The 22,633-nt window shown below is 64.5% G+C and carries 22 protein-coding genes; 11 read left to right on the plus strand and 11 right to left on the minus strand.

The window, feature by feature from the left end; translation table 11 throughout:
• Nucleotides 1-36: 36 nt before the first annotated feature.
• Nucleotides 37-2,208, plus strand: coding sequence for a malate synthase G (locus tag R9B85_RS02330; RefSeq protein WP_423770792.1), 2,172 nt, complete (start codon nucleotides 37-39; stop codon nucleotides 2,206-2,208).
• A 128-nt stretch (nucleotides 2,209-2,336) separates the two neighbouring features.
• Here the strand turns inward: R9B85_RS02330 and R9B85_RS02335 are convergent, their stop codons facing one another.
• The gene (locus R9B85_RS02335) at nucleotides 2,337-2,918 is read right to left on the minus strand and encodes a flavin reductase family protein (protein ID WP_207879865.1); all 582 of its coding nucleotides are present in this window, start codon (nucleotides 2,916-2,918) and stop codon (nucleotides 2,337-2,339) included.
• A 195-nt stretch (nucleotides 2,919-3,113) separates the two neighbouring features.
• Here R9B85_RS02335 and R9B85_RS02340 point away from each other — a divergent pair, with 195 nt between their 5' ends.
• Together R9B85_RS02340 and R9B85_RS02345 are read left to right on the plus strand one after the other, a co-directional pair.
• Entirely contained in the window at nucleotides 3,114-3,452 is a 339-nt protein-coding gene (locus tag R9B85_RS02340; protein ID WP_112252707.1) for a hypothetical protein, read from the plus strand.
• Between the two features lie 185 nt (nucleotides 3,453-3,637).
• Nucleotides 3,638-5,071, plus strand: a complete 1,434-nt coding sequence (locus R9B85_RS02345) for a PLP-dependent aminotransferase family protein (RefSeq protein ID WP_112252709.1) — start codon at nucleotides 3,638-3,640, stop codon at nucleotides 5,069-5,071.
• Here R9B85_RS02345 and R9B85_RS02350 read toward each other — a convergent pair.
• Nucleotides 5,064-6,260 (minus strand): cyanate transporter, encoded by a 1,197-nt coding sequence (locus R9B85_RS02350; protein WP_112252710.1) that lies wholly within the window; start codon nucleotides 6,258-6,260, stop codon nucleotides 5,064-5,066. The two genes, R9B85_RS02345 and R9B85_RS02350, sit on opposite strands and share 8 nt — an antisense overlap.
• Nucleotides 6,257-6,715: a nucleoside deaminase gene (locus R9B85_RS02355; protein WP_112252711.1), complete on the minus strand. Its 459-nt coding sequence runs from the start codon at nucleotides 6,713-6,715 to the stop codon at nucleotides 6,257-6,259. Before R9B85_RS02355 ends, R9B85_RS02350 begins: the two co-directional genes overlap by 4 nt.
• A 198-nt stretch (nucleotides 6,716-6,913) precedes the next feature.
• Between R9B85_RS02355 and R9B85_RS02360 the strand changes: the two genes are divergently transcribed.
• On the plus strand, nucleotides 6,914-7,351 hold the full coding sequence (locus R9B85_RS02360; protein WP_112252712.1) for a carboxymuconolactone decarboxylase family protein: 438 nt from the start codon (nucleotides 6,914-6,916) through the stop codon (nucleotides 7,349-7,351).
• Nucleotides 7,352-7,481: 130 nt separating this feature from the next.
• Here R9B85_RS02360 and R9B85_RS02365 read toward each other — a convergent pair whose 3' ends face one another.
• Nucleotides 7,482-8,492: an AraC family transcriptional regulator gene (locus R9B85_RS02365; RefSeq protein WP_215520664.1), complete on the minus strand. Its 1,011-nt coding sequence runs from the start codon at nucleotides 8,490-8,492 to the stop codon at nucleotides 7,482-7,484.
• Nucleotides 8,493-8,660: 168 nt separating this feature from the next.
• Between R9B85_RS02365 and R9B85_RS02370 the strand changes: the two genes are divergently transcribed.
• From R9B85_RS02370 to R9B85_RS02380, 3 genes are read left to right on the plus strand one after another with little or no spacing between them, the layout of a single operon-like run.
• The gene (locus tag R9B85_RS02370; protein WP_112252714.1) at nucleotides 8,661-9,845 is read left to right on the plus strand and encodes an acetyl-CoA C-acyltransferase family protein; all 1,185 of its coding nucleotides are present in this window, start codon (nucleotides 8,661-8,663) and stop codon (nucleotides 9,843-9,845) included.
• A 13-nt stretch (nucleotides 9,846-9,858) separates the two neighbouring features.
• The gene (locus tag R9B85_RS02375) at nucleotides 9,859-10,707 is read left to right on the plus strand and encodes a 3-hydroxybutyryl-CoA dehydrogenase (protein ID WP_112252715.1); all 849 of its coding nucleotides are present in this window, start codon (nucleotides 9,859-9,861) and stop codon (nucleotides 10,705-10,707) included.
• Nucleotides 10,708-10,719: 12 nt separating this feature from the next.
• Nucleotides 10,720-11,301, plus strand: a complete 582-nt coding sequence (locus tag R9B85_RS02380; protein ID WP_423770793.1) for a TetR/AcrR family transcriptional regulator — start codon at nucleotides 10,720-10,722, stop codon at nucleotides 11,299-11,301.
• A 110-nt stretch (nucleotides 11,302-11,411) separates the two neighbouring features.
• On the opposite strand, the gene R9B85_RS02385 is transcribed toward R9B85_RS02380, so the two are convergent.
• From R9B85_RS02385 to R9B85_RS02405, 5 genes are read right to left on the minus strand one after another with little or no spacing between them, the layout of a single operon-like run.
• The gene (locus tag R9B85_RS02385) at nucleotides 11,412-11,789 is read right to left on the minus strand and encodes a response regulator (RefSeq protein WP_112252716.1); all 378 of its coding nucleotides are present in this window, start codon (nucleotides 11,787-11,789) and stop codon (nucleotides 11,412-11,414) included.
• Nucleotides 11,790-11,833: 44 nt separating this feature from the next.
• On the minus strand, nucleotides 11,834-13,060 hold the full coding sequence (locus R9B85_RS02390) for a hybrid sensor histidine kinase/response regulator (protein ID WP_207879855.1): 1,227 nt from the start codon (nucleotides 13,058-13,060) through the stop codon (nucleotides 11,834-11,836).
• Nucleotides 13,054-13,629, minus strand: coding sequence for a chemotaxis protein CheB (locus R9B85_RS02395; RefSeq protein ID WP_423770794.1), 576 nt, complete (start codon nucleotides 13,627-13,629; stop codon nucleotides 13,054-13,056). Before R9B85_RS02395 ends, R9B85_RS02390 begins: the two co-directional genes overlap by 7 nt.
• Nucleotides 13,626-14,447 (minus strand): CheR family methyltransferase, encoded by an 822-nt coding sequence (locus R9B85_RS02400; RefSeq protein ID WP_003259474.1) that lies wholly within the window; start codon nucleotides 14,445-14,447, stop codon nucleotides 13,626-13,628. The genes R9B85_RS02395 and R9B85_RS02400 overlap by 4 nt, the downstream gene beginning before the upstream one ends.
• Complete coding sequence (locus R9B85_RS02405) at nucleotides 14,444-17,911, minus strand: response regulator (RefSeq protein ID WP_313855378.1); 3,468 nt, start codon at nucleotides 17,909-17,911, stop codon at nucleotides 14,444-14,446. Before R9B85_RS02405 ends, R9B85_RS02400 begins: the two co-directional genes overlap by 4 nt.
• 247 nt (nucleotides 17,912-18,158) lie before the next feature.
• Here R9B85_RS02405 and R9B85_RS02410 point away from each other — a divergent pair, with 247 nt between their 5' ends.
• The gene (locus R9B85_RS02410) at nucleotides 18,159-18,509 is read left to right on the plus strand and encodes a response regulator (protein WP_112252720.1); all 351 of its coding nucleotides are present in this window, start codon (nucleotides 18,159-18,161) and stop codon (nucleotides 18,507-18,509) included.
• A gap of 120 nt (nucleotides 18,510-18,629) precedes the next feature.
• Here the strand turns inward: R9B85_RS02410 and cobF are convergent, their stop codons facing one another.
• On the minus strand, nucleotides 18,630-19,379 hold the full coding sequence (gene cobF / locus R9B85_RS02415) for a precorrin-6A synthase (deacetylating) (protein ID WP_112252721.1): 750 nt from the start codon (nucleotides 19,377-19,379) through the stop codon (nucleotides 18,630-18,632).
• Between the two features lie 67 nt (nucleotides 19,380-19,446).
• Entirely contained in the window at nucleotides 19,447-20,736 is a 1,290-nt protein-coding gene (locus R9B85_RS02420) for an OprD family porin (RefSeq protein WP_252378720.1), read from the minus strand.
• A gap of 360 nt (nucleotides 20,737-21,096) precedes the next feature.
• Here R9B85_RS02420 and R9B85_RS02425 point away from each other — a divergent pair, with 360 nt between their 5' ends.
• From R9B85_RS02425 to R9B85_RS02435, 3 genes are all read left to right on the plus strand, one after another.
• Nucleotides 21,097-21,456, plus strand: coding sequence for a histone-like nucleoid-structuring protein, MvaT/MvaU family (locus R9B85_RS02425; protein ID WP_112252723.1), 360 nt, complete (start codon nucleotides 21,097-21,099; stop codon nucleotides 21,454-21,456).
• Between the two features lie 225 nt (nucleotides 21,457-21,681).
• The gene (gene gloA / locus R9B85_RS02430) at nucleotides 21,682-22,209 is read left to right on the plus strand and encodes a lactoylglutathione lyase (protein ID WP_112252724.1); all 528 of its coding nucleotides are present in this window, start codon (nucleotides 21,682-21,684) and stop codon (nucleotides 22,207-22,209) included.
• A gap of 96 nt (nucleotides 22,210-22,305) precedes the next feature.
• The gene (locus R9B85_RS02435; protein ID WP_013973119.1) at nucleotides 22,306-22,548 is read left to right on the plus strand and encodes a hypothetical protein; all 243 of its coding nucleotides are present in this window, start codon (nucleotides 22,306-22,308) and stop codon (nucleotides 22,546-22,548) included.
• The last annotated feature ends 85 nt before the right edge of the window (nucleotides 22,549-22,633 follow it).

Below are 22,633 nucleotides of genomic sequence, written 5' to 3' on the forward strand. Positions count from 1 at the left end.
AGTTATCCAGAAGACTGAACATCGAGCGAACAGACAATGCCAAACCATCCACTCCAGATCGCCCCCACCCTGCAGCGTTTCATCGAAGACGAAGTCCTCCCCGGCACCGGCATCGAAGCCCGCACCTTCTGGCAAGGCTTCAGCGCCCTGGTCCACGACCTCGCGCCGCAGAACCGCGCCCTGCTCGCCGAACGCGAGCGCCTGCAGGCGGAGCTGGACAACTGGCACCGCCAGCACCCCGGCCCGATCCGTGACATGGCCGCGTACCAGCAGTTCCTGCAACACATCGGCTACCTGGTAGAGCCCCCGGCCAGCGTGCAGGTCAGCACCCGCAACGTCGACCGCGAGATCGCCGTGCAGGCCGGCCCGCAACTGGTGGTGCCACTGAGCAATGCCCGTTACGCCCTCAACGCCGCCAACGCCCGCTGGGGCTCGCTGTACGACGCCCTGTACGGCACCGATGCCATCGCCGAGACCGATGGCGCCGAACGTGGCCAGGGCTACAACCCGCGACGCGGCGCCAGGGTGATCGCGTATGGCCGGCAGTTTCTCGACACCGCTGCCCCGCTCGACGGTGCGTCGCACAACGATGCCAAGGCCTACGCGATCAACCAGGGCACGCTGCAGGTAACCCTGGCCGACGGCCGCCAGGCAGGGCTCAGGCACCCCGCGCAACTGCGTGGTTACCAGGGTGAGCCGAACACGCCAACAGCAATCCTGCTGCAGCATCACCAGCTGCATTTCGAAATCCAGGTCGACCCGGCCAACGCCATCGGCCAGCAGGACCCGGCCGGGGTCAAGGACATCGTGCTGGAGGCTGCGCTCACCACCATCATCGACTGCGAAGACTCGGTAGCCGCCGTGGATGCCGACGACAAGGTCAACGTCTACCGCAACTGGCTCGGCCTGATGAAAGGCAACCTCAGCGAACAGGTCAGCAAGGGCGGCAAAACCTTCGACCGCACCCTGGCCGAAGACCGTCACTACCACGGCGCAGACGGCCAACCACTGACCCTGCCAGGCCGCTCGCTGCTGTTCATCCGCAACGTCGGCCACCTGATGACCAACCCGGCCATCCACGACCGCGATGGCCGGGAAATCCCGGAAGGCATCCTCGATGCTGTGGTCACCAGCCTGATCGGCCTGCATGACCTCAAGCGCCGTGGCAACTCCCGCGAGGGCAGCCTGTACATCGTCAAGCCGAAGATGCACGGGCCGGCCGAGGTGGCCTTTGCCGACCAGCTGTTCGGCCGCGTCGAAGCCCTGTTGGGCCTGCCCGCACACACGCTGAAGATGGGCATCATGGACGAGGAACGGCGTACCAGCGTCAACCTCAAGGCCTGCATCGCCAGCGCCGCGTCACGGGTGGTGTTCATCAACACCGGCTTCCTCGACCGCACCGGCGACGAGATGCACACAGCCATGCAAGCCGGTGCCATGCTGCGCAAGGGCGACATGAAAGGCAGTGCCTGGATCCAGGCCTACGAGCGCAGCAACGTACTGGTGGGGCTGGCCTGTGGCCTGCGCGGCAGGGCGCAGATCGGCAAGGGCATGTGGGCCATGCCCGACCTGATGGCGGCCATGCTCGAACAGAAAATCGCCCAGCCCAGGGCCGGTGCCAACACGGCCTGGGTGCCCTCGCCCACCGCCGCGACGCTGCATGCGCTGCACTACCACCAGGTGGATGTGGCGGCCGTGCAGCAAACGCTGGAACAGATAGACCTGAATGCCCAGCGCGCCGAGTTGCTGCATGGCCTGCTCAGTGTCCCGGTCAGCCCCGAGCGGGCCTGGAGCGCAGCCGACATCCAGGCCGAACTGGACAACAACTGCCAGGGTATCCTCGGTTACGTGGTGCGCTGGGTCGAGCAAGGGGTCGGCTGTTCCAAGGTGCCGGATATCCATGACGTGGGCCTGATGGAAGACCGCGCGACCCTGCGGATTTCGGCGCAGCACATTGCCAACTGGCTGCACCACGGTGTGGTCGATGCCGACCAGGTCGAGGCGACCTTGCAGCGCATGGCCCGCGTGGTCGACCAGCAGAATGCCGGGGACCCGGCGTACCGGCCGATGGCCGCCGGTTTCGAGGCATCGCATGCTTTCCGCGCGGCGCGGGAGCTGGTGTTCAAGGGGCGTCAGCAGCCCAGTGGCTACACCGAACCGTTGCTGCATGGCTGGCGTTTGCGCTTCAAGCAGGAAGTCGGCCGCTGATGCCGACAGGGGCCGCTATGCGGCCCGATCGCCGGCAAGCCAGATCCCATTCGTACTGCACAGGCCTCAGGCCTGGTGTGATACCTGTGGGAGCCGGCTTGCCGGCGATGAGGCCGGGGCAGGTGTAATCAACTTTGCGGATCGACCACCACCGGCTCGCCTATCGCATAAAAATGCCCGCCCGCCACATAGTGCAGGCTGCGCCACTGCGGGTCGGCATGCTCGTAGGCCCAGTGGCCATCACGGAACACCCGGTCATCGGCCCAGGCCGCTACCACCTCGCCAATGAACAGGTCGTAAGTGTTCTGATTGTGCGGCTCGTCGATCACCCGGCACATCAACCAGGCCGAGCAGCCCTCCACCAATGGCGCTGCATGCCCCTCGACCCGCGCCAGCTGCACACCAATGTTGGCGAGCTTGTCGGGCTGGTCGAACAGGCTGCGGGTACCCACCTGATGGGTCAGCTGCGCCTGCGCCGCGGTTGGCACCTGGATCACGAACCAGCCACTGCCCTCCACCAACTGCCGGGTGCGGGCGGTCTTGTCGAGCACCACGGTCACCTTGGGTGGGTCGAAATCCAGCGCACAGGCCCAGGCAGCTGCCATCACATTGTCCACCCCTTCGTGGCTGGCCGACACCAGCACCGTCGGACCGTGGTTCAGCAGGCGATAGGCCTTTTGCAGGTCGACGGCTTGGAAATGGCTGTTCATGACAATCCTCGGCAAGGCGGATAGCGGGCGGCAGATTGTGCCGCAGGCGCCGTCCTCCCGCCAGCTTGGGTGTCATTCCGGTATCTTCAGAAAAGCCCTACGCACCGCTCGGATGCGTCCTACTTGTTGCCCCTGCCTACTGAAAACATGATCGGCACTGGATGACGCAAGGTCGCGATCCAGAGGAGGCTCCGCATGCACCTGTACTCCCGCCCCACCGCCGAATTGCGCAGTACCCTGCGCGAACTGCTGGCCCATGACATCAGCAACCCGGAACAAGACCCCCACTTGTCGGGGGTGATGTTCTTCTGCGCCACCGATGAACGCTCCCGGCAACTGATCGAGCGTATCGAGTTGCTGGCCAGCGAGGTGTTCTTCGACCCGAAAGGGCGAGCCATTAGCGAGCATATGAAAGCGGCTGCAGTGGAAGGCGTGCGCATCAAGCGCAACCGCAAGGCGCCGGCGGACGAGACGGTGATACGTATCGCGCTGGCGGACAAGGGCTACATCACGGTGAGTACTGCCCGGATCTGAGCATCAGCTTGCGGTCTAGCTCTTGTAGGAGCGGCCTTGTGTCGCGAAAGGGCTGCGCAGCAGCCCCGGGAATTCAGCCTGAACGCAGATATCGCCGGGGCTGCTACGCAGCCCTTTCGCGACACAAGGCCGCTCCTACAAAGCCAATCCGCTATCCTGAGCACTTCCCCGCTCCGGACCGCTCCATGGAACTGCACATTCGCCTGGAAGGCCGCAAAGGCCTGGCCGACCAGCTTTACCAGCAACTGCGCGCCGGTATCGACAGCGGCCACCTGGCCGCCGGCACCCAACTGCCGCCCAGCCGCCTGCTGGCAGAGCAGTTGGGCGTGTCGCGCAAGACCGTCGCCGAGGCCTATTCCCGGCTGACCTACGACAACCTGCTGAGCGGCGTGGTCGGCCGGGGCACCTTCATCACCCCGCGCCAGCCGCTGCGCAGCAGCGAATCGACCACCACTCCCCTGGCCGGTGCCGCGTCGCTCGAGCGCTGGCAGCAGCGCGCCACCGTGCTGAGCCAACGCCAGCTGGAGGCTCCCTCGCGTTACGACTTCATCGGCGGGGCCTCGAGCAAGGCGCAGTTCCCGTTCGACCAGTGGCGCAGTTGCCTGAACCATGCCCTGCGCTGCAGCCAGCGCCACCCCGAGCGGCAGTTCCCGGCCCAGGGCCTGCCAGAGCTGCGCGAGGCCATCGCCCATCACATCGCCTACGCCCGCGGCGTGCACTGCAGCGCCGCCGACCTGCTGGTGTGCAACGGTGCCCAGCAGGCTCTGGACCTGATCGCCCGGGTACTGGTCGAGCCAGGTTGCCAGGTGGCCATGGAAGACCCCGGCTACCCGCCGGCTCGGCAACTGTTCCTGGCCCTGGGCGCGCGACTGCAATCGGTACCGGTAGACGATGAAGGGCTGTGCGTGGAACAGATCGCCGACGGCACCCGGCTGATCTACGTGACGCCCTCGCACCAGTTCCCGCTGGGCATGCCGATGAGCGAGCCACGCCGGCACGCCCTGCTGGCACGGGCCGCCGAGCTGGGTGCTTTGATCATCGAAGACGACTACGACTGCGAGTTCCGCTACCACGGGCCAGCCGCAGACGCGTTGCAGCGCCTCGACCGCCATGGCCTGGTGGCCTATGTGGGGACCTTTTCCAAGACCTTGCTGCCCGAGCTGCGCCTGGGCTACGCCATACTGCCGCCCGCCGTGCTGAAGGCCGCCTGCGTGGCCAAGCACCTCAGCGACTGGCACAGCCCGACCCTGTTGCAGTGGGCACTGGCGCGCTTTCTCGGCGAAGGCCACCTGAACAAGCACATCCGCCGTTGCCACGAGGTCTACAGCGCCCGTCGCGAACGCATCCTCGCGCGATTGGGTGGCGACCTGGCACCGTGGTTCAGCGCCATCCCCGCCAGCGCCGGCTTCCACCTCAGCGCCCTGGCCAAACCTGGGGTCGATGTCGAGCTGCTGGCCAACCTCGCACGCAAGGTGGAGGTCGGCCTGTACTCGCTGGCGCCGTTCTTCAGCGAAGCGCCAGTGCGCCCTGGGCTGTTGCTGGGCTTCGGCGCCATCGAGCTGCTGGACATCGACCCGGCGCTGGACCGGGTGCGCGACACCCTGCAGCGCCTCAGTTGACCGGCGCGGCCTTGCCCGCCGTTACCGGGCGGGCAATCGCCGCAGCATAACCGCGTGGGTTGAAGCACGCGGTAACCACCAGCATCGCCACCACGGTCACGGTCAGCAGCGTCCAGGAGGCCTGGAAATCACCGCTCGCGTCGCGCAACCAGCCAGTAATGTACGGCACGATGCCGGTGATGATGAAGCCGATGCCCTGTACGAACGCCGCCAGGCTGCCAGCCTCGGCAGGCGTTTTCAGGTGCTCCAGGGTCAGCGTCAGGCTCTGGCTGAAGCAGGCACCCAGGCCGAAACCGATCATCGCCACCCACAGCCCTGCGGCCAGCGTGGGTGCCAGCAGCAGGCCGAGGAAACCCGCCAGCTGGATCGCCAGGGCCAGCCACAGGCCCGGGCGCCGGTCTGCCCAGCGCCGCAGCAATAGCGGCAAGCCCAGTGCGCCGGCCACCTGGAAGATGGTCATCAGGCCAACCAGGTCGGCGCCGCCCTGGGCGCTGCCGCCATGCTCGATGTGATAGGCCGGCAACCAGGCCACCATGCTGGTGTAACCTCCATTGATCAAGCCGAAGTACAGCGCCAGCAACCAAGCCCTGCGCGTACCGAACCAGTGCCCGCCGGTGGCACCGGCCAGCTTCGGCGCCTCCTGGCGTGGCCGCAGCACGGCCCAGGCCAGCACCGCCAGCACTGCCGGGATCGCCCACAGGCCCAGGCCGACCTGCCAGTGGCCGAAGTAGCCACTGATGTGTGGCCCGAGCACGGCGGCCAGGCCGCCGCCGCTCATCAGCGCTGCCGAATACAGGCCCATCGCCCCCGCCAGGCGGCCGGGGAACCAGCGGTTGACCAGCCCCGGCATCATGCCCTGCACTACCGCCACCCCCAGGCCGGCGACCACCGCACTGGCAATCAGCGCCCAGGCGCTGTCCAGTTGCAGGCGCCACAGGCAAGCCAGGGCAATGGCTGACAGGCCAGCGAGCATGCCGCCATGCTCACTGATCCAGCGCCGCAACCAGGGTTGCAGCAAGGGCACCAGGCCCATGCACAGCACCGGCAACGCCGTCAGCAACGCCGCCTGCTGGTAACCCAGGCCAGTGCTGGCGCGCATGGGTTCGAGCAACGGGCCGATGCTGGTCAGTATCGGCCGCAGGTTCAGTGCCAGCAGCATGACCAGCAACAGGTTCAATGCCGCTCTCATTGTGCGTTGGCCTGTTTCCATTCAAGGTACAGACCGGCCTCGCCGCTGGGCTTCAAGGCGCGCAACGGCAGGCTCTGCTGCTGAGGCGGGCGAGCCATCTGCGCATATACCGCCGCAGTGGACAAGCCGTAGGGTTCGCCCTCGGCGTTGTCGTAGGCAAACCAGGCCCGCTCGATGCCGCACAGGTGCATGGCCGCCAGGCACATCGGGCACGGGTGGCCGGTGGCGTAGATCTCGGCGCCATCCAGGCGCGCCTGGCCCAGGGCGTGGCTGGCCTTGCGGATGGCCTGCATCTCGGCGTGGGCGGTGGGGTCCTGGGTGCTGTGAATCTCGTTGACCGCACGCGCCAGCACCTGCCCCTGGTACACCAGCACAGCGCCGAAGGGCCGGCCACCGGCCTTGATGTTGGCGCGGGCCAGGTCGAGCGCTTCGCGCATGTAGCGTTCTTCGGACATGAATCGGTTCTCCTGTTGCAAGACCTGGTCATTATCCGGCCTTGGGCGGCCTGGCAGAAATGAAGAGATTGGATGCCTGTCAGTGGCCTCCAGAATGGTCGATTGGCCTCCCGCTTATGCGCGCGATTGGCTATCGGGCAGGCCAACGGGCGGCGCTACAGTAGCGCCATCCCCACCCCACACCCTTTGGAGACAGCCATGCACAACCGTATCGAATGGGCCAAGCACGCCCCCGAGGCCTACAAAGCCATGGTCGGCCTGGAGCAGGCCCTGGCCAAGAGCGGCCTGGAGAATTCCCTGCTGGAACTGGTGCGCCTGCGAGCTTCGCAGATCAACGGCTGCGCCTATTGCGTCAACCTGCACGCCAACGATGCGCGCAAGGCCGGTGAGACCGAGGCACGCCTGCAGACACTGTGCGTCTGGCAGGACACCGCCTACTTCACCCCGCGCGAGCGTGCTGCGCTAGCCTGGGTGGAAAGCCTGACTCGGCTGCCCGAGCACGGTGCGCCGCAGGGGGAATATGAAGCCTTGCAGGCACACTTCGAGCCGGCCGAGGTGGCCAACCTGACCCTTGCAATTGCCACCATCAATGCCTGGAACCGCTTTGGGGTCGGGTTTGCCATGGTGCCGGCCTGATCACTCTTGACTGCCTGTGCCGGCCTCTTCGCGGGTGAACCCGCTCCCACAGGACCCCCACGGAATCTGAAAGTTGCGCTGTACCTGTGGGAGCGGGTTTACCCGCGAAGAGGCCGGTACAGGCAACAGCTCAACGCCCGGCCAACCGCGCCCGGTAGCTGCCGGGGCTCTGCCCGGTCCACTTCTTGAACGCCCGGTGAAACGCACTGGGCTCCTGAAACCCCGTCTGCTCGGCAATCTCGGCAATGCTCAGCTCACCTTCGCGCAGCCGCTCGAAGGCCATTGCCCGGCGCACCTCATCCTTGATCTGCTGGTAAGAACGCCCCTCCCGCTCCAGCTGCCGACGGAAAGTACTGGCACTGACCCCCTGCTGCTGCGCCAACGCCGCCAGCGTCGGCCACTGCCCATAGCGCCGCGCCCGCAGGTGTCGGTACACCTCGGCCACCAGCCCGTTCTGGTTGCGAAAGCGAATCACCAGCCCCTGCGGCGCGCTGCGCAGGAAGACCTTCAGGGCCGCCAGGTCCTGCACCACCGGCAGGCGCAGGTAGGCGCTGTCGAACTCCACCTCGGTGCGCCCGCTGCCCAGGCGCAGGTCCGGCCCCCACAGCAGCAGGTCGTCCTCCTGGGCCGGGCGCGATACCGCCAGCTCGGTGCGGTCGATGGCAATCCGCCGCCCGGCCAGCCAGCACAGCATGCCGATCATCAGCACCAGGTAGGTTTCCTCGGCATACACCCGGGTCAGCGGGTCGGCGATGCTCGACTGCACGCTGATCAGCGCCCGCCCGCCACGCACCGTCAGGCTGCCGCGCAAATCGCGCAGGAACAAGCCAAAACCGCCCATGCACTGGCGCAAGGCCTTCTCCAGGTTCGGCTCCAGGATCAGGCCCCGGCAGATCAGCGCGAAACTGCCCAGCGGCATGCCGTGGCTGTCGAGGCGGAAGAACTCGTCGTCCAGGCGCTGGATCAGCGCCAGCCACAGCTGGGCGAAGGCCTTGGCCGGCACACGGGCCTGGGGCTGCTGGAGCAGTTGCGGGTCGATGCCCACCGCACGCAGCTGCGCATCGCGTTCGGCGGGGCAGTCGCGCAGGGCGTGGAGCATGGCATTGAGGAAGTACACGGCGACCGAATCGCTATCGCGCATGGCGGTTTTCGCTGTCTATGCTGAGTGGCAAAAAGTGCCAGGTTGTCTGAACAGTTCCGGCATAGGCTGCAACAGTGCCTTTGCCTAGACTCGGTCCCACTCCGGGATCGCCGGCCATTCTCGCAGAGCCTGGCCCGGTCCCGCCATGCCTTCGCAATCGGAGCCCCTATGAGCAGCGCAGAAATCTACGTCGTCAGTGCCGTCCGTTCAGCCATTGGTGGCTTTGGCGGTTCCCTCAAGGACCTGCCGCTGGCCGACCTGGCCAGCGCCATCACCCGTGCCGCCATTGAGCGCTCGGGCGTGGCCGCCGAGCAAATCGGCCACTTGGTGATGGGCACGGTGATCCCCACCGAACCGCGTGACGCCTACCTGGCCCGCGTAGCGGCAATGAACGCCGGCATTCCCAAGGAAACCCCGGCATTCAACGTCAACCGCCTGTGCGGCTCGGGCCTGCAGGCCATTGTCTCGGCGGCCCAATGCCTGCTGCTGGGCGACACAGATGTAGCCGTGGCGGCGGGCGCCGAATCCATGAGCCGTGGCCCGTACCTGCTGCCGCAGGCCCGCTGGGGCGCCCGCATGGGTGACCTGCAAGGCATCGACTACACCGTCGGTGTGCTGCAGGACCCGTTCGAACATTTCCATATGGGCATCACTGCCGAGAATGTTGCGGCCAAGCACGGCATTACTCGCGAAATGCAGGACGAACTGGCCCTGACCAGCCAGCGCCGCGCTGCCCGCGCCATTGCCGAAGGCCGCTTCGCCAGCCAGATCGTTCCGCTGGAACTGAAAACCCGCAAGGGCAGCGTGCAGTTCAGCACTGACGAGCATGTACGTGGCGAGGTGACCGCCGAACAGCTGGCAGGGATGAAGGCGGTGTTCAAGAAAGACGGCACCGTTACCGCCGGCAACGCCAGTGGCATCAATGACGGCGCTGGCGGCCTGGTACTGGCCAGTGGTGATGCGGTGCGCCGCCTGGGCCTGAAGCCGCTGGCACGCCTGGTGGGCTATGCCCACGCCGGCGTCGAGCCTGGACTGATGGGCCTGGGCCCGATCCCGGCCACCCGCAAGGTGCTGGAGAAGACCGGCCTGAAGGTGCAGGACCTGGATGTGATCGAGTCCAACGAAGCGTTCGCCGCCCAGGCCTGCGCAGTGGCCCGCGAACTGGGCTTCGACCCGGAAAAGGTCAACCCCAACGGCTCGGGCATTTCCCTGGGTCACCCGGTGGGCGCCACCGGCGCGATCATCGCCACCAAGGCCATCCATGAGCTGCAGCGCATCCAGGGCCGCTACGCCCTGGCCACCATGTGCATCGGCGGCGGCCAAGGCATCGCCGTAGTCTTCGAGCGCGTCTGAGGAAACCTGACACATGAGCATTGAACAGATTGCCGTGATCGGCGCCGGCACCATGGGCAACGGCATTGCCCAGGTATGCGCGGTGGCCGGCTACCAGGTGCTGCTGGTGGACGTTTCCGACGCGGCGCTGGAGCGCGGCGTGGCCACCTTGAGCAAGAACCTCGAGCGCCAGGTCAGCAAAGGCACCCTCGATGCGGACAAGGCTGCGGCCGCGAAAACGCGTATCCGCACCAGCACCGACTACACCCAGCTCAGCGGCGCGCAGCTGGTGATCGAGGCCGCGACCGAAAACCTGCAGCTCAAGCAGCGCATCCTGCAGCAGGTAGCCGCCAACGTCGCCGCCGACTGCCTGATCGCCACCAACACCTCGTCACTGTCGGTCACTCAGCTGGCGGCCAGCATCGAGCACCCCGAGCGCTTCATTGGCGTGCACTTCTTCAACCCGGTGCCGATGATGGCGCTGGTCGAGATCATCCGTGGCCTGCAGACCAGCGACAGCACCTACGCCCAGGCGCTGCTGGTGACCGAAAAGGTCGGCAAGACCCCGATCACCGCCGGCAACCGCCCGGGCTTCGTGGTCAATCGCATCCTGGTGCCGATGATCAACGAAGCGATTTTCGTGCGCCAGGAAGGCCTGGCCAGTGCCGAGGACATCGACACCGGCATGCGCCTGGGCTGCAACCAGCCGATCGGCCCGCTGGCCCTGGCCGACCTGATCGGTCTGGACACCCTGCTGGCGATCATGGAGGCCTTCCATGAAGGCTTCAACGACAGCAAGTACCGCCCTGCCCCGCTGCTCAAGGAAATGGTCGCGGCCGGTTGGCTGGGGCGCAAGAGCGGCCGCGGTTTCTTCACCTACTGAGGAGCGAATGCCATGCCCCCGGTCAATGCCGCGATGCGCTGTGCCAACTTTGAAGAGCGACGTGACCGGGCCATGGCGCTGTTTGCCGAAAAGGGCTTCGGTCAGGTCAGCATGCGCGAGCTGGCGGCCCATGTGGGGCTTACCGCGGGCTCGCTGTACCACCACTTTCCCAGCAAGCAGGACTTGCTGTACGACCTGATCGAGGAGTTGTACGAGGAGTTGCAGGCCACCCTGGACCAGGGGCGCCGAGCCATGGCTCGCGGCGCGTCGGCGTTGAGCTGCCTGATTGCCGCGCACTGGCAGCTGCATGCCGAGCGGCCCATGCAGTTTCGCCTGGCTGAGCGTGACTTCTGTTGCCTGAACGACAACCAGCAGGCGCGCCTGGCCTTGTTGCGCAAGCGCTATGAGGCGGGGTTGCTGAGGTTGATCGCACCGCAGGCGAAGTTGCAGGGGGAAGCCCTGGTGGCCACGGCGCATGTGGTAGCGACGCTGCTGAACCAGTTGCCGGGGTTGCTGAAGGCCTTGCCCGAGGAACAGGGGCTGGGGTTGATGGAAAGCATGCTGGTGGGTGGGCTGGAGCGGACCCTGCGCTAGCCTGTTCCGGCCCTTTCGCGGGTAAACCCGCTCCCACAGGAACAGTGCAAGTCTCAAGGTTTGCACAGCTCTTGTGGGAGCGGGTTTACCCGCGAAAGGGCCGGTGCAGGCTAGCGCAGAAGTGCCTGGATCTGCTCGTGCAAGGTATCCAGGTCAAACGGCTTGGCCAGGATCGGCGCCCGGCGGGTGATCGGGCTGCCGGACTCGAGGATCTCCGCCGGATAGCCGCTGATGAAGATCACCTTCAGGTCCGGCCGCAACTTCACCGCCGGCTCGGCAATGTCCACCCCGGAAATCCCGCCCGGCAAGCGGAAGTCCGTGACCATCAGGTCGAGGTGCGGCTTGCTTGCCAGGATCGCGAACGCCTGCTCGCCATCCTCGGCCACCAGCACGTGGTAGCCCTCGCCTGCCAGGTAATCACGAAGGATCATGCGAATCGCCGGTTCGTCCTCGACCACCAGCACTACATCTTGTGCATCTTCACTCATGTCAACGCCTTGAAATATTTACAGCTGGCCATCAGACCCCAGGCTCATGCAGAGGTTGCCCGTGCCTGGTCGTTTTGTTGTTCGCAGGTTGCCAGTGGCAATTGCAAGGTAAAGGTGGCGCCTTTGCCCTCTTCACTTTCCACCAATATGCGCCCGCCATGGGCCTGGACGATCTGCTCCGATATGTACAGCCCCAGGCCCAACCCACCACTGGCCTGCTGGGTGGCGACCCGCTCGAATTGCTGGAAGATGCGCTGCTGGTTGGCCGCGCAGATACCGATGCCATGGTCCTGCACCTGCACGCAGGCCAGGCCGTCCTGCTCGAACACCCGCACCTGCACCGGTTTGCGCTCCCCATAACGCAAGGCATTGGACAACAGGTTGGCCAGCACTTGCTCGATGCGAAACTCGTCCCACTCGCCCTGCAGCGGCTCGCAGCGTTGCAACTCGATCTGGGTGTCCAGTGCACTGGCCTGGGCGGCAAAGTTCTCCACCAGGCCACGCACCAGCAGGCCCAGGTCGAACGCCTTGGGCCGCAGCGACAGTTTGCCGGTGCGGATGCGCGATACATCGAGCATGTCTTCGACCAGGCGGATCAGGCTGTTGATCTGCCGCTCGTCGCGCTCGACCATGGCCTGCAGCTTGTCGCCGCTGAAGGCGGCAAGGTTACCGCGTGCCAGGTGCAGCTTGCGCAGCTGGGTTTCCAGGATCAGGCCATTGAGCGGAGTGCGCACTTCGTGGGACACGATCGACATGAAGTCGTCGCGCATGCGCACGGCATGCTCCAGTTCACTGCGCGCCGCTTGCAGCTGGGCCAGTAGCTGTTCCTGCTCCTGGCGGCTGCGCTCCAGGGCCTGCAACTGGCGGTCGAGCACTTTGCGCTGGCGGTACAGGTCGACGAACACCGACACCTTGCTCTTCACCGCCAAGGTGTCGAGCGGCTTGTGCAGAAAGTCCACCGCGCCGCTTTCATAACCCTTGAACGCGTAGTTCATCTCGCGTCCGGCGGCAGTGACGAACACGATGGGGATGTTGCGGGTCTTTTCCGTGCCGCGCATCAGCTCGGCCAGTTCGAAACCGTTCATGCCCGGCATCTGCACATCGAGGATGGCCAGGGCGAACTCGTGCTCGAGCAACAGCGACAACGCTGCCTCGGCCGACTGGGCCTGATGCACCTCGCGGTCTTGGCCCTGGATCAGGGCGTCGAGGGCCAGCAGGTTTTCTGGCAGGTCGTCGACGATCAGCAGTTTGGCGATGGTGTGGCTTAGCATGCGCTTTGTTCCAGGGCCGCGAGCAATTGCTCGATGCCACTCAGAGAAAGAATATGGTCGGGCTGGTGCACCGCCAGGGCGGCCTCCGGCATCAGCGCCACCTGTGCGTCGCGAGGGTCCTGGACCACGGTCCGGCCCCCATTTTGCTTGATATAGGCCAGGCCTTCGGCGCCATCTTCATTGGCCCCGGTGAGCAGCATGCCCAACAGGCCGGCACCGTAGGCATCGGCGGCCGACATGAACAGGTAGTCAATCGCCGGCCGGGAAAAGTGCACCGGCGGCTCCTGGCTCAACGACAGGGTCAGGTCACGCTCCACCGACAAGTGATAACCCGGCCCGGCCACGTAGATCTGCCCGGCGCGCAGCGGCTGCTTGTCACGGGCCTCGCACACTGGCCGCTGCAGGCGGCGCTGCAGCACCTCGGCCAGCTGGCTGTGGCGGTCATCCGGCAGGTGCAGCACGCATATCACCGGAATGCCGAGGCCGGCCGGCAACGCGCCCAGCACGCTGAACAGCGCCGTAACGCCGCCCGCCGAGGCGCCGATCACCACCGCGTGCACGCCTTTCATGACTTGCGGTAGATCCGTTCGGGCTTGACCAGCGGCTCGAAGCGCTCGCTGTAAGCGGAAAAGTCCACCGACTCCTTGCTGCCCAGCACCAGGAAGCCGCGGTGGCAAAGGGATTCGTGAAACAGGCCCAGGGCCCGGTCCTGCAGTTCCTTGTTGAAGTAGATGAGCACGTTGCGGCACGACACCAGCTGGGTTTCGGAAAACACGCTGTCGGTGGCCAGGCTGTGGTCGGCGAAGGTCACGTTGTCACGCAAGGTGCTGTCCATGATGGCGTTGCCGTAGGCCGCCGTGTAGTACTCGGCAAAGTCCCGCCGGCCACCGGCAATGCGATAGTTTTCGGCGTATTCGCGCATGCTCTGCATCGAGTAGATGCCCTGCTTGGCCTTGTCCAGCGAATGCGGGTTGATGTCGGTGGCGTAGATGATGGTGCGCTCCAGCAGGCCCTCCTCGCGCAGCAGGATGGCCATCGAATACACCTCCTCGCCCGTGCTGCAGCCGGCAATCCACACCTTGATCGACGGCCAGGTACGCAGCAGCGGCACCACTTCGTTGCGCAGCGCCAGGTAGTGCCCCGGGTCGCGGAACATCTCGCTGACCGGGATCGTCAGGTACTGCAGCAACTGCATGAACATGCCAGGGTCGTGCAGCACGCGCTCCTGCAGCGCCGACACCGTGAGGCAGTCGAACTGACGCAGCGCATGCAGGATCCGGCGCTTGATCGACGCTCCGGAATAATTGCGGAAATCGTAGCTGTACTTGAGGTAGATGGCCTCGATCAGCAGGCGGATTTCGATATCGGTGTTACGTTCGCTAGTCAAATTCGCTCCAGTTGCGGCAGCCACACTCGGATCAGCGAGAACAAGCGGTCCAGGTCGATCGGTTTGGCCAGGTAGTCGTTGGCGCCGGCCTGCAGGCAACGCTGCTGGTCATCCTTCATCGCCTTGGCGGTCACGGCGATGATCGGCAGCTTGCGCCAGCGGGCTTGCTGGCGGATCAGCCGGGTGGCCTCGAAGCCGTCCATTTCCGGCATCATCACGTCCATCAGCACCAGGTCGATGTCGTCATGCTGCTCCAGGCGCTCGATGGCCTCGCGCCCATTGCGGCCGATTTCGACGATCGCGCCCTTGTGCTCCAGCGCGCTGGTCAGGGCGAAGATGTTGCGTACATCGTCGTCCACCAGCAACACCTTGCGGCCTTCGAATACCTTGTCGCGGCTGCGCGCGGTCTTGAGCATGCGCTGGCGTTCGTTGGACAGCTGCGACTCGACCTTGTGCAGGAACAGCGTCACTTCGTCGAGCAAGCGCTCCGGCGAGCGGGCGCCCTTGATGATGATCGAGCGCGAGTACTTGAGCAGGTCGGCTTCTTCTTCGCGGGTCAGGTTGCGCCCGGTATACACGATCACCGGCGGGAAAGCCCGGATGTCTTCGGCAGTCATGCGCTTGAGCAGCTCGTTGCCGAGCATGTCCGGCAGCTTGAGGTCGATGATCATGCAGTCGTAGATATTCTCGCGCAGTAACGCCAGGGCATCCTGGGCCATGGCCACGGCGGTGATCTCGACATCGTCGTCACCGATCAGGCGGGCGATGCTTTCGCGCTGCAGGTCGTCGTCCTCCACCAGCAGGATGTGCTTGAGCTTCTGAGTCAACTTGGCTTCCAGGCGGGCGAACACTTCCTTGAGTTCTTCGCGGCTGGTGGGCTTGACCGCGTAGCCGACGGCGCCCATGTGCATGGCCGCCTCGACCCGGTCTTCCACGGAAATGATGTGCACCGGGATGTGCCGGGTATTGGCCTGTTCCTTCAGGCGCTGCAGCACGGTCAGGCCGGAATGGTCAGGCAGGCGCATGTCCAGCAGGATCGCATCGGGGATGTACTGGACGGCCAGCTCGAAGCCTTCGTCGGCGCCCTGCGCCACCAGGCAGCTGTAACCCAGTTCGTGAGCCAGGTCGAAGAGGATGCGGGCGAAATTCGGTTCGTCCTCGATCACCAGGATGCAGCGGTTGCCGAACGGCGCTTGCTCGCGGTCGTCGGCAAACGCCGGCTGCGGCCGTTTCGGCGCTGCGGCCACCGGCACCTGCGGCGCGGGTGGCAAGGTATCGACGGCCGGGCGCAGGCTGAGCGGTTCGATGTCCTGCCCCACGCGCTCATAGCGCTCCGGCAGGATCAGGCTGAATACGCTGCCCTGGCCGGGGCTGCTGTCGACGCTGATCTGTCCGCCCAGCAGGTGCGCCAGGTCGCGGGAAATGGACAGCCCCAGGCCGGTGCCGCCATAGCGGCGGTTGCTGGTGCCATCGACCTGGTGGAAGGCGCCGAAGATCGCCTCCTGCTGGTCGACAGCAATGCCGATACCGGTATCGCGCACGGCAAAGACGATGCCGTGGTCGGGCTGGTAGCCGATGTTCAGGCTGACCTGGCCGCGCTCGGTGAACTTGATGGCGTTGGACAGCAGGTTCTTGAGAATCTGCTCCAGGCGCTGGCGGTCGGTGAACAGCGTGGCCGGCACCTGCGCCTCGGTGGTCACCTCGAAGGCCAGGCCCTTGTGCCCGGCCAGCGGCTCGAACATGCCGCGCAGGCCTTCGACCAGGCGTTCCACCTGGGTGTTTTCGGGGCGCACTTCGAGCTTGCCGGCTTCTACCTTGGCGATGTCGAGAATGTCGTTGATCAGGTTGAGCAGGTCGTTGCCGGCCGAGTAGATGGATTCGGCGAACTTGACCTGCTCGTCGCTGAGGTTGCCCTCGCCGTTCTCCGCCAGCAGCTTGGCCAGGATCAGCGAACTGTTCAGCGGCGTGCGTAGCTCGTGGGACATGTTGGCGAGGAATTCGGACTTGTACTTGCTCGAACGCTGCAGCTCATCGGCGCGCGCCTGCAGTTCGTCCTGGGCATGCAGCAGCTCGTCGTTCTTGCGGTCCAGCGCTTCGGTGCGCTCGGACAGCTGCTCGTTGGTCTGCTCCAGTTCCGCCTGCTGGGTTTCCAGGTGGGCCTGGGACTCCTTGAGCACGCGGGATTGTTCTTCGAGCTCTTCGTTGGCGGTTTTCAGCTCTTCCTGCTGCACTTGCAGCTCTTCGTTCAGTTGCTGGGTCTCGGCCAGCACTTCCTGCAGGCGCTGCCGGTAGCGGGCGCTTTCGATGGAAATGCCGAGGTTGCCACCGACCTGCAGCAACAGTTCCTCGTCACGCTGCTGCAACGGCCGCAGGAAGCCCAGCTCGACGATGCCGTTTATCTGCCCGTCGTCGCGGGCTGGCATCAGCAAGGCACTGCGCGGCTGGCCGCGGCCCAGGCCAGAACTGAAGTGGAAGTAGCCTTCCGGCAAGTCGTCCAGGCGCAGCAGCCGCCCTTCGCGCACGGCCTGGGCCAACAGGCCCTCGTGGTCGCCCAGCACCTGCTGGCGAGCCTGCTCCTCGGCATCCAGGCCATAGCTGGCCACGCGCACCAGGCGGCCGTGCTCGTCACGCACATACACCGCGCCCACCACGCTGCCCAGGTAAGCGCCGAAGAAGCGCAGGATATTGTCACCGAGCATGGGCAGGGTCAGCTGCCCCAGCACCTGTTCGGCCAGCTGGGTCTGGCCGTTGCGCAGCCAGGCCTGGTGCTCGAGGACCTCGGCCGCGCGCTGCTGGGCCTGGAAATTTTCATCATAGGTAGTCGACAGCGCCACCAGGTCGCGCCGCCCGAGGTAGGCCAGCAAAGCGCTGAGGCCAACAATGAACAGCACGAAGGCCGACATGACCGTGACGGTCACACTGTTGACCCTCTCGTTGCGCGTCATGCGCAACTGTTGTTCGCTGCTGATCAGGTTGTCGAACTCCTTGCGGATCTCGTCGGTCAGGCGCTTGCCGCGGCCGTTGCCGACCAGGGCGCGGTAATCACCCTCGTTGCGGCGCAGCTCGATCATCTGGCTGCCAAAGGCATTCCAGGCCTGCTGCAAGGCGATCAGGCGGTCGATACGTTCGACCTGTTGCGGATTGTCGCCAACCATGCCGCGCAGGCTCTGCAGGCTGTCGATAATGCGCGGTTTGGCCACCTCGTAAGGGTCGAGGAAACGCTCGTCGCCGGTGATCAGGAAGCCGCGCATGCCGGTTTCCATGTCGATCGACAGTTTGACCGTTTCGTTGGCATTGCCGATCACCCGGTCGGTGTGCTCGACCCATTGCAAGGCGGAAAGCAGGTAGTTGATCACCGCGACGAAGGCCACGGCCCCCAGCAGGCCTACCCCCAGTGGCAGGCCAACGTTGCGGCTCAACAGCTTGCGGAAGCTTCGCTGGTCCATCGAGGCTGCTTGAATCATGTGAAAACGCCCGAGCTAAAAAGTCCATTGAAAAGTGTGGCGGATCAGTCTTTGTCATTATCTGCCACTGCGCCGTCCTGTTAAGCGAGTCTAACCAGCTTTGCCGGGTCTGGCAGGGCATTTAGCCAGTATTTGAAGGTAGCGTGCGCCAATCGTTCCATCTGATTGCAGGGCCCGGTATCCTCGGGAACTTCTGCTGCCATCCGGAGCACAGATTAAAGACATTCATTCGTACAGGATCCGAACCATGCACCTTCTGGTAGTCGAAGACGACGACATCGTACGCATGCTGATGGTCGAAGTGCTCGACGAACTGGGCTACAAGGTCATCGAGGCAGAGCATGCCAGTGCGGCGCTGCGCATTCTCGAGGACCCGGGCCAGCAGCTGGCGCTGATGGTGACCGACGTGGGGCTGCCGGACATGCGCGGCGAAGAGCTGGCGGGCAAGGCGCGCGAACTGCGGCCGCTGTTGCCGGTGCTGTTCGCCAGTGGCTATGCCGAGAGTTTCGATGTGCCGGAGGGCATGCACCTGATCGGCAAGCCGTTCAGTATCGACCAGTTGCGGGAGAAGGTGCAGGCCATTCTGGGTAGCCCATGAAATCGGTGACGCCTGCTTCGCGGGTAAACCCGCTCCCACAGGGAACGCGCAGCCCTGAAGCTGGCGCTGTACCTGTGGGAGCGGGTTTACCCGCGAAGGGGCCGGAACAGGCTGTACACCTCACAGCTCCCGGCGCAACAGGTAGCTATCCATGATCCACCCCTTGCGCGCCCGCTCCCGCTCACGCACTTCGAGTATCTGTGCCTTCACCGCCTGCAACGGCCCGGCAATCAGCACCTCATCCGCGGTGCCCAGGTAAGCACCCCAGTAGATCATCAGCGCCGGGTCATCAAGCCGCGCAAACGCGCACTGTCCGTCGAGCATCACCAGCACATTGTCGATTTGCCCCTGCCCGGCCAGGCGCCGCCCTGGCAAGACGGTCAGCGGCTCACCGACACGATTGAGCGGCACCTGATGACGCGCTGCCAACGCCTGCACGCTGCTGATGCCCGGAATTACCTGCAGGCGCAGCGCTACACCACGCTCACGGACCAGGCCAAGGATGCGCAGCGTGCTGTCGTACAGCGTCGGCTCGCCCCACAGCAGAAAGGCGCCGGTTTCACCGTCGCCGACCTCCTGCTCGATCAGTTGGGCATACAGCGCAGCACGCTGCCGGTGCCAGTCCTGCAACGCGCCCAGGTAATCATCCGCCTGGCCATCGCGAGCAGGGTCGGCCACCTGCACCAGGCGGTAGCCGCCCTCGGGCCGGTAGCGTTGCACAATGGCCTTGCGCAGGCGCACCAGTTCGTCCTTGTCGCCGCCTTTGTCGAGCACGAAGAACACGCTGGCCTGGCGCAGCGCATCGACCGCCTCGTAGGTGACCTGGCGCGGGTCACCCGGGCCGATGCCGATCAACAACAGGTCTTTCATTGCCCTGCCCTGTGCGGGAACCAGCAGCCATTGTCAGGTGGCTGCCGATATTTGGCAAAGCAACCCGTCAGAAGATGGAGAAGTTGTAGCTGACAATGACCCGCGTCTCATCCATGTCACGCGCCCACTTTTCATAGTTGCTGCGGTAAGTGGAATTACGCAGGCGCACGCTGACGTCCTTGAACGTGCCACTTTGCACCTGGTACTTGAACTCGGTGTCGCGTTCCCACTCCTTACCTTCGGCCGTGCTGCCCGGCACCTTGATATTGTCACCGTTGATGTATCGGGTGAAGAAGGTCAGCCCGGGCACACCCAGGGCCTTGAAGTCGTAGTCATAACGCACCTGCCAGGAGCGCTCCTGGGCAGCGGCAAAGTCGTTGACCTGGGCATAGTTGACCAGGTACGGGTTGCTGCCATCCAGGTACGGCATGGCACTGTCGCCATACATGCGCTGCCAGCCGGCACTGAGCTTGTGGCCACCCAGGCTGTAGCCGAGCATGCCGCTGAAGGCGCGATGGTCGATTTCGCCAGCTCGGGCATTGCCGATGTCATCACTCTTGATCAAGCGCAGGTCTGCCGACAGGGTGCCCAACGCCAATGGCTGGCTGGCCACCATGCCGAGGAAGTGCTGGCGGTAGATGTTCTCCAGCTTGGCCACCTGGTACTGGGCGCTGAAGCGCTCGTTGAAACGGTAATCGACACCGGCCAGGTCAAAGTGGTCAGCCTCGATATCGCAGGCATAGCGCTTGTTCTTGCAATGCACGCGAATGTCCTGGCGGTCAGTGGAATCCCGTGCGGTGTACTTGTCCAGGCGGGCCAGGGTGAACTTCAGGTCGCGCACTTCTTCGGAAGTGAGCATGGCGCCATGGAACATGGTCGGCAGCAGGCGGCCATCGTTGTATTTGAGCAATGGCACATCCGGCATCATCGAACCGTACTTGAGCACGGTATTGGAAACCTTGACCTTGGCCGCCAGGCCCATCTTCGCGTACTGGTCCGCCGAGTGGCGCGGGTCGTGGCCGGAAGACGGCAACAGGCCGCTGTTACTGTCCGCCGGGCTGGAGTCAAGTTTGAAACCGAACATGCCCAGCGCATCCACGCCAAAACCTACCGGTCCCTGGGTATAACCCGACTGCACATTGAGGATGAAACCTTGTGCCCATTCTTCGCGCTTGGACGCACCCTGGCTGGAACTGCTGTGGCCGTCACGAAAATCCCGGTTGAAATAGACATTGCGTGCTTCGACCTTTGCACTGCTGTCTTCAAGAAAACCGGCGGCCTGGGCATTGACGCCGGCACACAACAGGAACAGGCCGGCAACACGACGCCCGGGGGCGAGGGGGAAAGGGGCAAACATGGGAGAAAACATCCAGAATAAGGCGAGTAAACAACCTGTGGCACGGGTTGGCCACGGTACTGCGAGGGGGCCGAACAATAGCCGGCCATCATCTGAAATTATCGCGCGATGGCTCTGGCACGGGCCATTGGACCATGGTCTAAGCGCGCCGCAAGGCAACCTCGGAAAAACCGGACAATACCGCACGCAAAACTAGGAAAGTTCCCGGCTTACTTACAAAAAGTTTGCAGTTTACCCAATACCCGCGAATGACTACACTCGATATCAGCGAACAGCGGAACCCACCCGCGTGGCCGGCGTTTTTATTCTTCTTCAATGTTCGTCACGCCCTGCCACGACCGACGTACAGGAGTGATTACAGTGTCCAGACTTGCAGAGTTTCGTGCTGCCGAAAAAGCGCTCCAGGAACAGATGGCGCAACTGGAAGCGTTGAAAAAGGATGCCGGCCTCAAACGCGAAATCGAATTCGAGCAGAAACTAGTCGGCCTGATGAAAAGCTACGACAAGAGCCTGCGCGATATCATCGCCATCCTCGACCCGAAGGCAGTGACCCGGGTTTCCAGCGCAGCACCCAAGCAACAGCGCCGCGCGCGCGTGGTGAAGGTTTACACCAACCCGCACACCGGCGAGCGGATCGAGACCAAAGGCGGCAACCACCGTGGGCTCAAGGCCTGGAAAGAACAATACGGAGCCGCCACGGTAGAAAGCTGGGTACGCTGATGAAACGTCCACACGTACTTCACACTTTTTTCACAAGGGCTGGCTCAGTATCGAGACAGCTAAAGGACTAGCGACCCCATCACGCGCCCGCACATGCGGGCCTCTAATTCCAGCGCCCTGCCTCGTGCAGGGCGCTTTCATTTGCGCAATCGGCACACTGCCGTATCATGGCCAGCCTGTCTGTTTTGCCGGTGCCCTGCGCCCGGCCCCGTCTCAGGAGTTCCCATGAGCCTGCACGATCTGCAAACCCTGCCTGGCGTCACCGCCCAACCGGACACCGCCACCGCCCAGTTCGTTTTCAACCACACCATGCTGCGGGTCAAGAACATCGAGAAGTCCCTGGACTTCTACACCCGCGTGCTGGGCTTCCGCCTGGTGGACAAGCGCGACTTCCCCGAAGCTGCCTTCAGCCTGTACTTCCTGGCCCTGGTCGACCCGGCGCAGATCCCGGCCGATGACAGCGAACGCCACCAGTGGATGAAGTCGATCCCCGGTGTGCTGGAGCTGACCCACAACCACGGCACCGAGAACGATGCCGACTTCACCTACCACAACGGCAACACCGACCCGCGCGGCTTTGGCCACATCTGCATCTCGGTACCGGACGTACGCGCCGCCTGCGCGCGCTTCGAGGCCCTGGATGTGCCGTTCCAGAAGCGCCTGCAGGACGGGCGCATGAACCACCTGGCCTTCGTCAAGGACCCGGACGGCTACTGGGTCGAAGTCATCCAGCCGACCGAGCTCAAAGGCTGAGCGTCATCGCGGCTCGCTCGTCGGGCCGGGAACTCCCGGCCCCTTGCTGTGGTATATGAAGGTAACTGCTTCACATGCCACAGCGAGGTAAGGACGATGCAATCTCTTCACTGTGAATATCGCAAGCACACCATCACCGCCAGCGTGATGCCCCACCCCGATTCCCCCCTCCCCTATGCCGCCGGGTGCCTGATCACCGACCCCGACGGGCACACCAGCAGACGCATGTCGATGCCGATGAAGTTCTTCTCCGACCTGGAGAATGCACAGCACGTGTCGCTGGCTCATGGCCGGGCGCTGGTGGATCAGCAGCTGGATGAAGGGCACAAGGTGTTCTGACCTTGTCGATGCCTGTGCCGGCCTCTTCGCGGGCTTGCCCGCTCCCACAGGGACCTCACAGACTCTGAAATCTGTGCAGTACCTG

Origin of the sequence: Pseudomonas sp. NLJ1 (assembly GCF_049486705.1) — a bacterium.
Taxonomy (GTDB): Bacteria; Pseudomonadota; Gammaproteobacteria; order Pseudomonadales; family Pseudomonadaceae; genus Aquipseudomonas; species Aquipseudomonas inefficax.